This is a genomic window from Streptomyces sp. NPDC026522 (assembly GCF_055567555.1).
The window spans coordinates 560,170-574,076 of the sequence record NZ_JBVHQF010000002.1 but is presented as its reverse complement, the minus strand read 5'-3'; the positions used below and the strand labels follow the sequence as shown (position 1 = coordinate 574,076).

Annotated in this window: 11 protein-coding genes and 1 riboswitch; of the genes, 6 read left to right on the top strand and 5 right to left on the bottom strand. The window is 71.7% G+C overall.

The window, feature by feature from the left end:
• Positions 1-1,290 carry an extracellular solute-binding protein gene (locus ACZ4M3_RS07235; protein WP_467730613.1) on the bottom strand — a complete coding sequence of 430 codons (1,290 nt, stop codon included), beginning with the start codon at positions 1,288-1,290 and terminating at the stop codon, positions 1-3.
• A 291-nt stretch (positions 1,291-1,581) separates the two neighbouring features.
• Between ACZ4M3_RS07235 and ACZ4M3_RS07230 the strand changes: the two genes are divergently transcribed.
• The 6 genes from ACZ4M3_RS07230 (at position 1,582) to ACZ4M3_RS07205 (ending at position 9,200) form a co-directional block, all read left to right on the top strand.
• Entirely contained in the window at positions 1,582-2,346 is a 765-nt protein-coding gene (locus tag ACZ4M3_RS07230; protein ID WP_467730829.1) for a GntR family transcriptional regulator, read from the top strand.
• A 128-nt stretch (positions 2,347-2,474) separates the two neighbouring features.
• Positions 2,475-4,688: a carbon starvation CstA family protein gene (locus ACZ4M3_RS07225; RefSeq protein WP_467730612.1), complete on the top strand. Its 2,214-nt coding sequence runs from the start codon at positions 2,475-2,477 to the stop codon at positions 4,686-4,688.
• A complete protein-coding gene (locus tag ACZ4M3_RS07220; protein ID WP_467730611.1) occupies positions 4,685-4,882 on the top strand; it encodes a CstA-like transporter-associated (seleno)protein in 198 nt (65 codons plus the stop codon). The genes ACZ4M3_RS07225 and ACZ4M3_RS07220 overlap by 4 nt, the downstream gene beginning before the upstream one ends.
• 74 nt (positions 4,883-4,956) lie before the next feature.
• The gene (locus tag ACZ4M3_RS07215) at positions 4,957-5,457 is read left to right on the top strand and encodes a GNAT family N-acetyltransferase (protein WP_467730610.1); all 501 of its coding nucleotides are present in this window, start codon (positions 4,957-4,959) and stop codon (positions 5,455-5,457) included.
• 53 nt (positions 5,458-5,510) lie between these two features.
• Positions 5,511-5,634, top strand: a riboswitch (cobalamin riboswitch).
• A 153-nt stretch (positions 5,635-5,787) separates the two neighbouring features.
• A complete protein-coding gene (locus ACZ4M3_RS07210) occupies positions 5,788-8,184 on the top strand; it encodes a ribonucleoside-diphosphate reductase subunit alpha (RefSeq protein WP_467730609.1) in 2,397 nt (798 codons plus the stop codon).
• Positions 8,184-9,200 (top strand): ribonucleotide-diphosphate reductase subunit beta, encoded by a 1,017-nt coding sequence (locus ACZ4M3_RS07205; protein WP_467730608.1) that lies wholly within the window; start codon positions 8,184-8,186, stop codon positions 9,198-9,200. The genes ACZ4M3_RS07210 and ACZ4M3_RS07205 overlap by 1 nt, the downstream gene beginning before the upstream one ends.
• Positions 9,201-9,269: 69 nt before the next feature.
• On the opposite strand, the gene def is transcribed toward ACZ4M3_RS07205, so the two are convergent.
• The 4 genes from def to ACZ4M3_RS07185 all read right to left on the bottom strand — a co-directional run bounded on the left by def (position 9,270) and on the right by ACZ4M3_RS07185 (position 13,830).
• Positions 9,270-9,905, bottom strand: a complete 636-nt coding sequence (gene def, locus ACZ4M3_RS07200; RefSeq protein ID WP_467730607.1) for a peptide deformylase — start codon at positions 9,903-9,905, stop codon at positions 9,270-9,272.
• Between the two features lie 66 nt (positions 9,906-9,971).
• Positions 9,972-10,967: a tetratricopeptide repeat protein gene (locus ACZ4M3_RS07195; RefSeq protein WP_453357033.1), complete on the bottom strand. Its 996-nt coding sequence runs from the start codon at positions 10,965-10,967 to the stop codon at positions 9,972-9,974.
• Positions 10,968-11,086: 119 nt separating this feature from the next.
• Positions 11,087-12,364 carry an HD-GYP domain-containing protein gene (locus ACZ4M3_RS07190; protein WP_467730606.1) on the bottom strand — a complete coding sequence of 426 codons (1,278 nt, stop codon included), beginning with the start codon at positions 12,362-12,364 and terminating at the stop codon, positions 11,087-11,089.
• Complete coding sequence (locus tag ACZ4M3_RS07185; protein ID WP_467730605.1) at positions 12,361-13,830, bottom strand: HD-GYP domain-containing protein; 1,470 nt, start codon at positions 13,828-13,830, stop codon at positions 12,361-12,363. The genes ACZ4M3_RS07190 and ACZ4M3_RS07185 overlap by 4 nt, the downstream gene beginning before the upstream one ends.
• Positions 13,831-13,907 lie beyond the last annotated feature (77 nt).

Here is a 13,907-nt window from a genome sequence, read left to right as displayed (position 1 = left end):
TCACTTGGTGTTGATGACCTTGTCGATCTCGACGTCGGCGGCCTTGGCCGCGTCCTCGACCGACTTCTTGCCGGTGCCGATGTCCTGGAGCATGGTCTGGAGGACCTTGCCCTTCTCGACCTGGCCCCAGCCGGGGGCGGTCGGGACGAACCAGGAGGACTCGGCCGCGGTGGCCGGCACCTCCGTCTTGGGGTCGGCCTTGAGCGGGCCGAGGTCCGTCTTGTTGTTCGGCAGGTTGCCCTTGCCGATCAGGCCCTTCTGACCCTGGGATCCGGTGAAGGCGTTGATCCACTCGGACGCGATGTCCTTGGCCTTGGACTTGGACGGGACCGCCAGGTCCGAACCGCCGAGGAAGACCGGGAGGTTCTTGCCGTTCGGGCCGGGCATCACGAAGTTCTCGACCTTGTCCTTCAGCCCGCCGACCTTGTCGCTCTTGGGGTCGGCCGCGTCGGCGCCCTCCCACGCGGCGGCGAACATGGCGGCGGCGTTGCCCTGGCCGAAGACGACCGGGCGGTCGGACTCGTCCTTCGTCTTGTCCGCGTGCATGTACTTGTCGAGGAGCTCCTTGTACTGCTTGAGCCCCTTGACCGACTCGGGGGAGGACAGGGAGCCCTTCCAGGTGGAGCCGTCCTTCTTGGCGATGGCGCCGCCCGCGTCGTAGACGAAGGACATCGCGGCGTACCAGTCGGGGGAAGGCTGGTAGAGGGCGCTGAACTTGTCGCCCTTCGCGGCCTGGATCTTGTCCAGGGCGGAGGTCAGGTCGGCCCAGCTCTTCGGGGCGGCGGTGACGCCGACCTCGGCGGCCAGGTCCTTGCGCCAGGTGCCGACCCGGCCACCGGCGTAGTAGGGGACGCCGTAGGTCTTGCCGTCGTAGGTGACCGACTGCTTCAGCGCGTCCAGCCAGGCGGCGGAGTTGTCGAACTTCGACGGGTCGACCTCGGAGAAGGCTCCGGTCGACATGTAGCCGATCATCTCGGAGTTGCCCATCTCGACCACGTCGGGGGCCTTGTCGGTGGCGAGGACGGCGTCCAGCTTGGCGTTCTTGTCCGGCCAGCCGTAGTACTCGTGCTTGATGGTGAGGCCGGGGTGCTTCGCGACGATCGCGTCGTCGGCCGCCTTGACCAGCTCGGGCCAGTTCTTCTGGGCATCGACCGTCAGCCAGACCGTCAGCTCCTTGGCCCCGGACGCCTTGTCGGCCGTGTCCCCGCCCTTGCCGTCCGAGCCACCGCAGGCCGCCAGGCCGATCACCATGCCCGCGACTCCAACCGCCGCGATGAGCTTGCGCTTCACGCCACCCTCCTCAGGGATGCCTTCATGCACGTCCCTTGCCCGCCGCGGTGACATACGCGAAGTACTGAGCGTGGGGCCGGGATCCGATCCATATTGGTGTAGACCAGTAACCGGAGCTTGGCCTAGACCTTTAGGGGTGTCAAGGGTCTAATGAGCGGGTGATCGGTCCGTTACCGGACCGACACCTGGGGGAGGAAGGAGGCCTGTCCTCCCACCCGTGTCACGATGTGACCGCACATATCGGAGGAGCCGGTGACGGCAGCGAAACTGGAGTCGGGAAGGCGGGCGGCGATGGCCACCGAAGGGGCGACCACGGAGCCGGAAGGCGGGGCGGCCACTCGCACGGCCCGGGTTCCCAAGTACTACCGACTCAAGCGGCACTTGCTCGACATGACCGATACCATGCCGCCCGGCACCCCCGTGCCGCCCGAGCGCACGCTCGCGGCCGAGTTCGACACCTCGCGGACCACCGTCCGCCAGGCCCTGCAGGAGCTCGTGGTCGAGGGCCGGCTCGAACGCATCCAGGGCAAGGGCACCTTCGTCGCCAAGCCCAAGGTCTCCCAGCCGCTGCAACTCTCCTCCTACACGGAGGACATGCGCGCCCAGGGCCTGGAACCGACCTCCCAGCTCCTGGACATCGGCTACGTGACGGCCGACGACACCCTCGCCGGGCTCCTCAAGATCTCCACCGGCGGGCGCGTCCTGCGCATCGAACGGCTGCGCCTGGCGAGCGGCGAGCCGATGGCCATCGAGACCACCCACCTCTCGGCCAAGCGCTTCCCCGCGCTGCGCCGTTCGCTGGCCAAGTACACCTCCCTCTACACGGCCCTCGCCGAGGTGTACGACGTGCGCCTGGCCGAGGCCGAGGAGACGATCGAGACCTCGCTGGCCACCCCGCGCGAGGCCGGACTGCTCGGCACGGACGTCGGCCTGCCGATGCTGATGCTCTCCCGGCATTCGCTGGACGCCGACGGCGAGCCGGTCGAATGGGTACGTTCGGTGTATCGCGGCGACCGTTACAAGTTTGTTGCCCGCCTTCGGCGGCCCGCCCCCTGATACCTCATTGACTCCTGAACGACCCTCGGTGGACGCTCGTACCGCTATACGGACGGGGGCTTACGTCCACCGGTCGGGTCCCCGTAGATTCCCTGCGCTCAGCAGTGATCAACGAGGGGACGAGGATCATGCCGGAACCGGAAGCAACGGGCACGACACGGGAGACGGCGGGAGCCTCGTCAGGGGGGCTCTCGCCGAAGTCGGTCGCCGTGTGGGTGCTCGTGGCCCTGATCGGGGCCATCGGCTGGGGCGTGCTGGCCCTCTCGCGCGGTGAGGAGATCTCGGCCGCCTGGCTGCTCGCCGCAGCGCTGGGCTCGTACGCCATCGGCTACCGCTTCTACGCCCGCTTCATCGCGGACCGCGTCCTGAAGGTGGACAAGACCCGGGCCACCCCCGCCGAACGCCTCGACAACGGTGTCGACTTCCACCCCACCGACCGCCGGGTGCTCTTCGGCCACCACTTCGCCGCCGTCGCCGGCGCGGGCCCGCTGGTCGGCCCGGTGCTCGCCTCGCAGATGGGCTACCTGCCGGGGACCATCTGGATCGTGGCGGGCGTGATCTTCGCGGGCGCCGTCCAGGACATGGTGACGCTGTTCTTCTCCACCCGCCGCAACGGCCGTTCGCTGGGCCAGATGGCCCGTGACGAGATCGGCCCGGTCGGCGGGGCGGCGGCGCTGGTCGCCGTGTTCGTCATCATGATCATCCTGCTGGCGGTGCTGGCCCTGGTCATCGTCAACGCGCTGGCAGACTCCCCCTGGGGCGTCTTCTCCATCGGCATGACCATCCCGATCGCCCTGTTCATGGGCTTCTACCTGCGCGTCCTGCGGCCGGGACGGATCACCGAGGTCTCGCTGATCGGTGTCGCCCTGCTGCTCCTCGCCATCGTCGCGGGCGGCTGGGTCGCCGACTCCTCCTTCGCCGACGTCTTCACCCTGGACAAGCAGACGCTGGTCATCTGGATGGTCGCCTACGGTTTCGTGGCCTCCGTGCTGCCGGTGTGGATGCTGCTCGCCCCGCGCGACTACCTCTCCACCTTCATGAAGGTCGGCACCATCGCGCTGCTGGCGGTCGGCGTGGTCATCGCGATGCCCGTGCTGAAGATGCCCTCCGTCACCGACTTCGCCTCGCGCGGGGACGGCCCGGTCTTCGCCGGCTCGATGTTCCCGTTCGTCTTCATCACCATCGCGTGCGGTGCGCTGTCCGGGTTCCACGCGCTGGTCTCCTCGGGCACCACCCCGAAGATGATCCAGAAGGAGACCCAGGTCCGGGTCATCGGCTACGGCGCGATGCTCACCGAGTCCTTCGTCGCCGTCATGGCCGTGATCGCCGCCTGCATCATCGAGCCGGGCCTGTTCTTCGCGGTCAACTCCCCCGCCGGGGTGGTCGGCGCCACCGTCGAGACCGCCTCCCAGGCGGTGACCCACTTCGGCTTCGCCATCTCCCCCGACGCCCTCGCCCAGGCCGCGAAGGACGTCGAGGAAACCACCCTGCTGTCCCGTACGGGCGGTGCGCCGACCTTCGCACTCGGAATGTCGCAGATCTTCTCCTCCGTCATCGGCGGGGCCGGGATGAAGGCCTTCTGGTACCACTTCGCCATCATGTTCGAGGCCCTGTTCATCCTGACGACGGTCGACGCCGGCACCCGCGTCGGCCGCTTCATGCTCCAGGACACCCTCGGAAACCTGCACAAGTCCTTCAAGGACGTCAGCTGGAAGCCCGGTGTGTGGATCGCCAGCGCCGTGGTCGTCGGCGGCTGGGGCTACTTCCTCTGGGTGGGCGTCGAGGACCCGCTGGGCGGCATCAACCAGCTGTTCCCGCTGTTCGGCATCGCGAACCAGCTGCTCGCGGCGGTCGCCCTGGCGGTCTGCACCACGCTGCTGGTCAAGTCCGGCCGGCTCAAGTGGGCATGGGTGACCGGCGTCCCACTGGCCTGGGACGTGGCGGTGACCCTCACCGCCAGCTACCAGAAGGTCTTCTCCGACAACCCGAAGATCGGCTTCTTCGCGCAGCGCGACCTGTACCAGGACGGCATCGACGCCGGAAAGGTCATCAAGCCGGCGAAGGACCTCGCGCAGATGCACACCGTGGTCACCAACGCCACGGTGGACGGCGTCCTGTCGGTGCTGTTCGCCCTGCTGATCGTCATCGTCCTGGTGGACGCCGCCCGGACCTGCGTCAAGGCGGTCCGCGCGCCGCAGGACGTCTCCCTCACCGAAGTCCCCTGGACCGAGTCGAAGATCGTCGCCCCGGCGGGTCTGATCGCGACCCCCGAGGAGCGGGCGGAGCTGGCCGCGGCCGGGCTCGACTCCGGCGGCGGCAAGGTCAAGGAGCCGGTGGCGTGAGCGGCGTCCGGGCGGCGCTGGCCAAGGCCGCGCACTACGTACGGGAGTTCACCGGCGAGGCCGCGTACGACCGCTACACGGCCCACGCCCGCTCCCACGACCCGGACGCCCCGGTCCTCACCCGGCGCGCCTTCGAGCGGGCCCGCACGGACGCCCGCGAAGCCGACCCGCGCGAGGGCTTCCGCTGCTGCTGAACCGCCACGGGCCGCCGCGTCTCCCCCGGGAAAACGCGGCGGCCCTTGCGCTGCCCCCGGGGCACACTCGGTCCATGGACATCACCATCAGACGGGCCCTGCCCTCGGAGTACGAAGCGCTCGGTGACATCACCGCCGCGGCCTACCTCGGGGACGGGCTGCTCACCTACGGCGAGGACGATCCGTACCTCGCCAGGCTCCGGGACGTGGCCGGACGGGCCGCGGCCGCCGAGGTGTTCGTCGCCGCGCTCGGCGACGGGCGCGTGGTGGGCGGTGTGACCTTCGCCGCTCCGGGCAGTCCGTTCTGCGACATCGCCGGCCCGGACGAGGCCGAGTTCCGGATGCTGGCGGTCGCCCGCGAGGGCCGCGGCCGGGGCGCCGGCGAGGCACTGGTCCGGGCCTGCATCGACCACGCCCGGGCCCTGGAGGGCGTACGGCGACTCGTGCTGTCGACCACGCCGGACATGCTCGGCGCGCACCGGATCTACGAGCGCCTGGGCTTCGTCCGCACCCCGGAGCGGGACTGGGAGCCCGTCCCCGACCTCCCTTTGCTCACGTACGGTCTCGCGCTGTAGTCGGGGCGCGACACAACATCTAGGGGGTCGCCCAGGAGGGGGCCCCCACATGTATGCTCGTGCTCGCTGTCGCCGCAGGGGAATCCGGTGCGAATCCGGAACTGTCCCGCAACGGTATGAACTGTGCCCATTGGTGCATGCGCAAGTCCGAGGACCTGCCGACAGCGAGCCCGGCTCGACCGAACCGGGTACAGCCACGTCCGGGCCTCGCGGTTGGGCCGGTGGACGCAGCGCGGCGCAAGCGTGCCCGGAGCCGGGGACGCGCCCGCGCGCGCCCGCTCGCGCCCCGCACCGAAGGTGCCCCGGAGCCGAGTGAGGGAGAGCTCCCCCGTGACCATCGCGCCCGCCGCACCGCGCGCCGAGTCCGACCCGTCCGACAGCGCAACCACCGGCGGGGGCCATGGGGCCGCGCTGCTGCGCACCCTCACCGAGCTGACGGCGGACCTCCCCGACACCGACCCCGGCCGGGTCGCCGCCGCCGCCCTGCGCGGCCGCAGCGCCGCCGCGGACGAGGCCGAACTGCGCTCGCTGGCCACCGAGGCCGCCGCCGGACTGATCTCCGAGGACCCGGCGTACTCCCGGCTGGCCGCGCGCCTGCTGACGCTGGCCGTGCGCGACGAGGCCGCGGGCCAGGGCGCGACCTCCTTCGCCGCGTCCGTCGCGGTCGGCCACCGCGAGGGCCTGATCGCCGACCGCACGGCCGAGTTCGTCGCCGCGCACGCGAGCCGCCTCGACGCGCTGGTCGAACACGCGCTCGTCGAGGGCGCGGACGACCGCTTCGGCTTCTTCGGCCTGCGCACCCTGCACAGCCGCTACCTGCTGCGCCACCCCATCACCCGTCAGGTGATCGAGACCCCGCAGTACTTCATGCTCCGCGTGGCCTGCGGCCTCGCGGCGGACGACAGCGTGGGCGCCGTCGAGGAAGTGGCCTCGCTGTACCGGCTGATGAGCCGCCTGGACTACCTGCCGTCCTCCCCCACCCTCTTCAACTCCGGCACCCGGCACCCGCAGATGTCCTCCTGCTACCTGCTGGACTCCCCGCTGGACGAGCTCGACTCGATCTACGACCGCTACCACCAGGTCGCCCGGCTGTCCAAGCACGCCGGCGGCATCGGCCTGTCGTACTCCCGCATCCGCGCCCGCGGTTCGCTGATCCGCGGCACCAACGGCCACTCCAACGGCATCGTCCCGTTCCTCAAGACCCTCGACGCCTCCGTCGCCGCCGTCAACCAGGGCGGCCGCCGCAAGGGTGCCGCCGCGGTCTACCTGGAGACCTGGCACGCGGACATCGAGGAGTTCCTCGAACTGCGCGACAACACCGGTGAGGACCAGCGCCGTACGCACAACCTGAACCTGGCCCACTGGGTGCCGGACGAGTTCATGCGCCGGGTGAACGCCGACGCCGAGTGGTCGCTGTTCTCCCCCGCCGACGTGCCCGAACTGGTCGACCTGTGGGGCGACGACTTCGACGCCGCCTACCGCAAGGCCGAAGCGGCCGGCCTGGCCCGCAAGACCATGCCCGCCCGCGACCTGTACGGCCGGATGATGCGCACCCTCGCGCAGACCGGCCAGGGCTGGATGACCTTCAAGGACGCCTCCAACCGGACGGCGAACCAGACCGCCGAACCCGGCACGGTCGTCCACTCCTCCAACCTGTGCACCGAGATCATCGAGGTCACCAACGACGGCGAGACCGCGGTCTGCAACCTCGGCTCGGTCAACCTGGGCGCCTTCGTGGTGGACGGGGAGATCGACTGGGAGCGGCTGGACGAGACCGTCCGCACCGCCGTCACCTTCCTCGACCGCGTCGTGGACATCAATTTCTACCCGACCGAGCAGGCCGGCCGCTCCAACGCCCGCTGGCGTCCGGTGGGTCTGGGCGCGATGGGCCTCCAGGACGTCTTCTTCCAGCTGAAGCTGCCCTTCGACTCCCCCGAGGCGAAGGCCCTGTCCACGAAGCTCTCCGAGCGGATCATGCTGGCCGCGTACGAGGCCTCCTGCGACCTCGCCGAGCGCAGCGGCCCGCTCCCCGCCTGGGAGCAGACCCGTACGGCCCGCGGTGTCCTGCACCCGGACCACTACGACGTCGAGCTGAACTGGCCGGAACGCTGGGACGCGCTGCGCGCCCGGGTCGCGAAGACCGGCATGCGCAACTCGCTGCTGCTCGCCATCGCCCCGACGGCGACGATCGCCTCGATCGCGGGCGTGTACGAGTGCATCGAGCCGCAGGTCTCGAACCTCTTCAAGCGCGAGACGCTGAGCGGTGAGTTCCTCCAGGTCAACGCGTACCTGGTGGCCGAGCTGAAGAAGCTCGGCGTGTGGGACGCGCAGACCCGCGAGGCGCTGCGCGAGGCCAGCGGCTCGGTGCAGGGCTTCGGCTGGATCCCGGCCGAGGTGCGCGAGCTGTACCGCACGGCGTGGGAGATCCCGCAGCGCGGCCTGATCGACATGGCGGCGGCCCGTACGCCGTTCCTGGACCAGTCGCAGTCGCTGAACCTGTTCCTGGAGACGCCGACCATCGGGAAGCTGTCCTCGATGTACGCGTACGCCTGGAAGCAGGGCCTCAAGACCACGTACTACCTGCGCTCCCGCCCGGCGACGAAGATCGCCCGCGCCGCGTCCGGCGCCGCCGCCCCGGCCGCCGCCACGACCCTCCCGCAGGCCGTCGACGCCGACGCGCTGGCCTGCTCCCTGGAAAACCCCGAGTCCTGCGAGGCCTGCCAGTAATGAGCTCCAACACCGACAAGAACCTGCTCGACCCGGGCTTCGAGCTGACCCTGCGCCCGATGCGCTACCCGGACTTCTACGAGCGCTACCGCGACGCGATCAAGAACACGTGGACGGTCGAGGAGGTCGACCTCCACTCGGACGTCGCCGACCTCGCGAAGCTGACGCCGGGCGAGCAGCACATGATCGGCCGGCTGGTCGCGTTCTTCGCGACGGGCGACTCGATCGTCTCGAACAACCTCGTGCTGACCCTGTACAAGCACATCAACTCCCCGGAGGCGCGCCTGTACCTGTCGCGCCAGCTGTTCGAGGAGGCCGTGCACGTCCAGTTCTACCTGACGCTGCTCGACACCTACCTGCCCGACCCGGACGACCGGGCGGCGGCGTTCGACGCGGTCGAGGAGATCCCGTCGATCCGCGAGAAGGCGCAGTTCTGCTTCAAGTGGATGGATTCGGTCGAGAAGATCGAGCGGCTGGAGACGCAGGCCGACCGCCGCCGCTTCCTGCTGAACCTGATCTGCTTCGCCGCCTGCATCGAGGGCCTGTTCTTCTACGGCGCGTTCGCGTACGTCTACTGGTTCCGCTCGCGGGGTCTGCTGCACGGTCTGGCGACGGGTACGAACTGGGTCTTCCGCGACGAGACGATGCACATGAACTTCGCCTTCGAGGTCGTGGACACGGTCCGCAAGGAGGAGCCGGAGCTCTTCGACGACGCCCTCCAGCAGCAGGTCACCGACATGCTCAAGGAGGCCGTGGAGGCGGAGCTGCAGTTCGGCCGCGACCTGTGCGGTGACGGCCTACCGGGCATGAACACCGAGTCGATGCGCGAGTACCTGGAGTGCGTCGCGGACCAGCGCCTGGTCCGCCTCGGCTTCCCGCCCGTGTACGGCTCGCAGAACCCCTTCTCCTTCATGGAGCTCCAGGGCGTCCAGGAGCTGACGAACTTCTTCGAGCGCCGCCCGTCGGCCTACCAGGTCGCCGTCGAGGGCACGGTCGACCTCGACGAGGACTTCTGAGCCGGGCCCGGCAACGGGAAGGCCCCGCACCTGCCCGGTGCGGGGCCTTCCCCATATCTCTTGCGGCGGCTACTCGTTCGGGACGGTCTCGTAGCGCGGGGTGCCCTCGGCCATCTGCCGCAGCGCGTCCTTGCGGTCCCGCTTCGAGAGCCGGTCGATGTACAGGTACCCGTAGAGGTGGTCCGTCTCGTGCTGGAGGCAGCGGGCGAAGTAGCCGGTGCCCCGCACCTTGATCGGGTTGCCCTGCGCGTCCTGGCCCGTGACCTCGGCGTAGTCCGGGCGGGCCAGCGCCGCGTAGGCGGTCGGCACCGACAGGCAGCCCTCGTTGGAGTCGTCCAGGACGCGCGCCTCGGCCGGCAGCTCCACGAGCTTCGGGTTGACGACGACGCCGGTGTGGCGCCGGCCCTCGTCGTCCGGGCAGTCGTAGACGAAGACCTTGGCGTCGACGCCGATCTGGTTCGCGGCCAGCCCGACGCCCTCGGCGGTCTTCTGGCTGGCGAACATGTCGTCGATCAGCTGCGCCAGTTCGTCGCCGAACTCCGTGACGTCCTTGCACTCCCGGTGCAGGACCGGGTTGCCGACCACCGTGATCGGGCGGGAGGTGCCGCGCTCACGGTGGGCGAGCTCGCGTGCCTCACAGTCCTCGGTGTCCACGACGTAGCCTTCGTCGTCGACCGGGACAACCTGGTTCTCCTGCTGGGCCATGTCCGCCGTACGCCTTCCGTAAGTCTCCGAGTCACCGATGTGACCGGTACAGCCTACGGCCCCCGCTCAGCAGACCTCTTCGAGATCGCGCCACTCGCGGCTGTCGGGGCTGTCCGCCACCCACCCGTCCAGGAGTCCGCGCACCAGACCGGCCGGCGCCGCGATCCCGCATTCCCGCTCGGGCACCCACAAGGAACCCGAGCCGGCCGTGCGGTGCCCCAGCGGGCCGGGGTGGCCGGGCTCGCTGTGGTCGTGCGGGTCCAGGTGCTCGCCGTCGCCCTCGTCGCTCGGCATCGCGCTCTCCGAGCAGGTCCGGCACAGCAGGCGCACCGACGAGGACCAGTCCTCGGCGGCGAAGCCCGCGTCCGAGGCCAGCTGCTCCAGCGCGTCCCGGTCGGCCTCGGTGGCCGCCTCCAGCAGGACCACCCAGGTCGGCACCGGCGAGGGCGCCCACAGCTCGATCTCGTCGAAGACCGGGTACGAGGGCCCGGCCGCGGTGATCCGCTCGCCGTGCGGGACGCCGTCGTGCAGCACCACCTCGCCCCAGCGCCGCCCGGAGGAGGGCAGCGGGATCGAGAGGACCTCTATCCGGGCCGGATCGAGCCTGCGGCCCCACACCACCTCGGCCTCGCCCTCCGGCGAGAGCCGGACGGCGGCGCTGCCCAGCTCCATGCCGACGGGCTCGGCGCCCGCCGCGGCCCCGTGCGGGTCGCCGGGGACCTTGAGGCCGTACGCCTGCCAGGCCCGCCGGGCCAGCGGCCAGTCCTGGAGCGCGGTCGCGGCGATCCCCACGTTCCACCAGTCCGGGGCGCCGGTCTCGCGGTCCAGCAGGGCCACGGCGCGCAGCCCGGCGGCCCGTGCCTGCTCCCAGTCGTGGCGGAACTTGTGCAGCAGGGCCAGGTTGAACCAGGACTCGGACAGCCAGGGTTCCAGGTCTGCCGCTCTGGTCAGGAGCGCGCCCGCGTCCTCGTACCGCCCGTCGCCGATCAGCGTGAACGCGCGGTCGGTGGCCTGCCGCCACGAGGCGGAGGGCCGATGCCGTACCTTCCCGAAGATCCTCACAATTCCCGCCTGCCTGGGGGCACCTCCCAGCGGTAGCTGGGGGACAACGGTGCAGCCTTGCGGACACTCTTACTCGCATCCAACCATGCCCACTCGGACGGCCGCTCATTACCCATGGGTTACCCAGGTGGGAGCGGGCCGACTCCGGCCCGTCCGTCCCTGGCCAGAACCCTCGCCAGGCACTCCACGACCTCGGGCTGGAAGTCGTGCCCGGTACCCAGGCGCAGCCGTTCCAGGGCGGCCAGTGAGCCGCCCGGGTGACCTTCGCCGCCGCACAGGTCGTCGTACGCGTTCACCGCGCGCACGATCCGCGCGGCGACGGGCTGCTCCCGGTACGGGTCGGCCTGGCGCTCCACCACGACGGCGACCTCCGCCGGCACCCCGGTCTGCCGGGCCACCTCCCCGCCGAGCCCCGCGATCCGGCGGGCCTCGGCGGAGGGCAGCCGGGCCGTCGCCCCGGCCGGAACGGGGTCGACCAGCGAGAGCTGGCCGATGTCGTGCATCAGGGCCGCGTACTCCAGCACCGTGAGCTCCCGCTCCGAGAGCCCGAGCTCCTGCCCGACGGCGCAGCTCAGGGCGGCCACCCGGCGGGAGTGCCCGGGGCGGGTGCAACCGGCGATCTCGGTGGCCCGGGCGAGGGAGGTGATGGTCTGGCGGTAGGTGGTGCGGACGGCGGCGATCCGGTGGAAGGACATCTGCGTGAGCAGCAGCGGCACGCTGAACACGGGCAGCGCCCACAGCCCGGCGACGGCCGTGGCCAGCGCCATCACCAGGCCGGTGGCGCAGATCGCCGAGCCGATCCCGGCCGGCGCGCGCAGCTCGTCGCGGAGCAGGCGGCCGTAGGAGCGGCCGGTGCGGGCCCCGGCCAGCGCGGCGGCCAGCACGGCGTCGCACAGGGCGGTGAGGCCGAGCAGCAGTACGAGGAACAGCACGAGGTACGGGCCCTGGTCGGCCCGGCCCGCCAGCCGGCCGGCATGGTGCAGCGGCTGGAAGCAGACGGCGGCGAAGGCCACGGTCAGCACCCGCCGGGCCACGTGGTCGAAGGCGGGCCCGCGCCCGCGGGCGATGTGCGGGACGATCCCGGCCAGGGCCGCGGCGACGACGACGGCGACGACCTGGAGCACCCCGTGGTGCGTGGGGTGCCCGGCGGCCCCGCCGAGCAGCGCGTAGGCGAGGGCCCCGGCCAGGCCCAGCGGCGCGGGGCGGCGCTCCTCCGCCGGGACGGGCCCGGTGGCGTCGCGGTGGTCGCTGCGGGCCAGCTCGCCGATGCCGATGAGGACGCCGAAGGCGAGGGCGGTGCCGCCTTCCACGACCCCGTTCCACAGCGTGTGGCCGAGCGCCACGAGGGTGAGCAGGGCGGCGGCGGCCCGTACGGCCAGGGCGGCGCCGGCCCTCACGCCCCGCCCCCGGCGCCCCGGCCGCTGCCGGGGCGGGCTCCGGCGCCGCCCGCGGGGCCGTCCCGGCGGCCCTGGCCCGGGAGCGCGGGCAGCGCCGGCTGCTGAGCGGCCGGAGCCGGGGCGGGGGTCCCGGCGCGCGGGGCCGGAGCCCGTACGTCGTCGTCGGACGTCACCACCGGGTGCCAGCCGTGCCGCCCGATGGCGTCGACCAGGGCCCGCACCATGACCGGGTCGAAGTGCGCCCCCGCGCAGCGCTCCAGCTCCGCCAGGGCGACGGGGACCGGCCGGGCCCGGCTGTAGGAGCGGGTGGAGGTCATCGCGTCGAAGGAGTCGGCCACCGCCACCACCCGGGCCAGCACCGGGATCTGCTCGCCGGCCAGTCCGTACGGGTACCCGGAGCCGTCGACCCGCTCGTGGTGGTGCAGGATCGCGGCCCGGGCCTCGCCCAGGAAACCGATGCCGCGCACCATCTCGTGCCCGTACTCGGGGTGCAGTTCGATGACCCGCCGCTCCTCGGGGGTCAGCGGCCCGGCCTTGCGCAGCAGCCGGGTGGGGACGCCGAGCTTGCCGACGTCGTGCAGGATCCCGGCGATCCGGACGACCTCCATCCGGTCATCGGGCATGCCCAGCTCGCGGGCGATCATCGCGGAGGCCTGCCCGACGCGTTCGCTGTGCCCCCGCGTGTAGCGGTCCTTGATGTCGACGGCCTGCACCAGCGCCCGGATCGTGGCCTGGTGGGCGGTGCGCTCGCGGGTGTACTGGGCGAAGGCCCAGCAGGAGATGTACATCGGCAGCAGCACCAGCAGCGCGGCCGGCACCCCGTAGGGGCTGCGCCACATCACGGCCATCATCAGCCCGGCCAGCCCGTGCACGCAGTAAGGGGCGAGGGAGACGGTCAGCAGTCCGCGCCAGGCCGTGGCCGCGGGACGGTGTTCGGCGGCGGCCAGGATGCCCCCGTCGAGGGCGGTGAGCACCAGGCAGAAGGCGACGGCGGCAACGAGCGCGGGCAGCACCGCGTACGGGAAGTCCGCCACCCGGGCGGAGGACCCGGCGCCGGTCCCGGCGCCGCCGAGCGCGGCCGGCCCGCCGAGCAGCCGGTACACCTGCCCGGCGGCCCAGGCGGCGGTCGCCTGCTGGGCGGCGTGCCAGGCCCGGCGCACCCGTACCGGCCGCTGCACCACCGGAGCGGCGAGCCCGCCGGGCAGCGCCACGAGCGCGGCGGCCGCGGGCGGCAGGAGGAACACGGCGGCCAGCACGACCGGGAAGAAGGCGCCCGTGCCCCCGGGCACCCGGCCCCCCGGCAGCCGGCAGCCCGCCAGGAGTTGGCAGCCGAGGCACAGGACGCAGAGCAGGGCCACGGCCGGCCACGGCGTACCGGATTCTGTGAGGGCGGGGGCGACGCACCCGCAGGCGGCGAGGACGGCGCACAGGATGAAGGCGCGCGCCCTCGGCGGAAGTACCCGCACGGCACCCTCCTCCCTGCACCGGTCCGGGCCGGGCGCGAATCCGACCGGTACCGGAAGGGGAGAATAGGCGGGGCCCG

Coding starts and splice junctions, on each gene's coding strand:
- ACZ4M3_RS07230 (WP_467730829.1), top strand. CDS start 1,582: ATGGCCACCGAAGGGGCGACCACGGAGCCGGAAGGCGGGGCGGCCACT.
- ACZ4M3_RS07225 (WP_467730612.1), top strand. CDS start 2,475: ATGCCGGAACCGGAAGCAACGGGCACGACACGGGAGACGGCGGGAGCC.
- ACZ4M3_RS07215 (WP_467730610.1), top strand. CDS start 4,957: ATGGACATCACCATCAGACGGGCCCTGCCCTCGGAGTACGAAGCGCTC.
- ACZ4M3_RS07205 (WP_467730608.1), top strand. CDS start 8,184: ATGAGCTCCAACACCGACAAGAACCTGCTCGACCCGGGCTTCGAGCTG.
- def (WP_467730607.1), bottom strand. CDS start 9,905: ATGGCCCAGCAGGAGAACCAGGTTGTCCCGGTCGACGACGAAGGCTAC.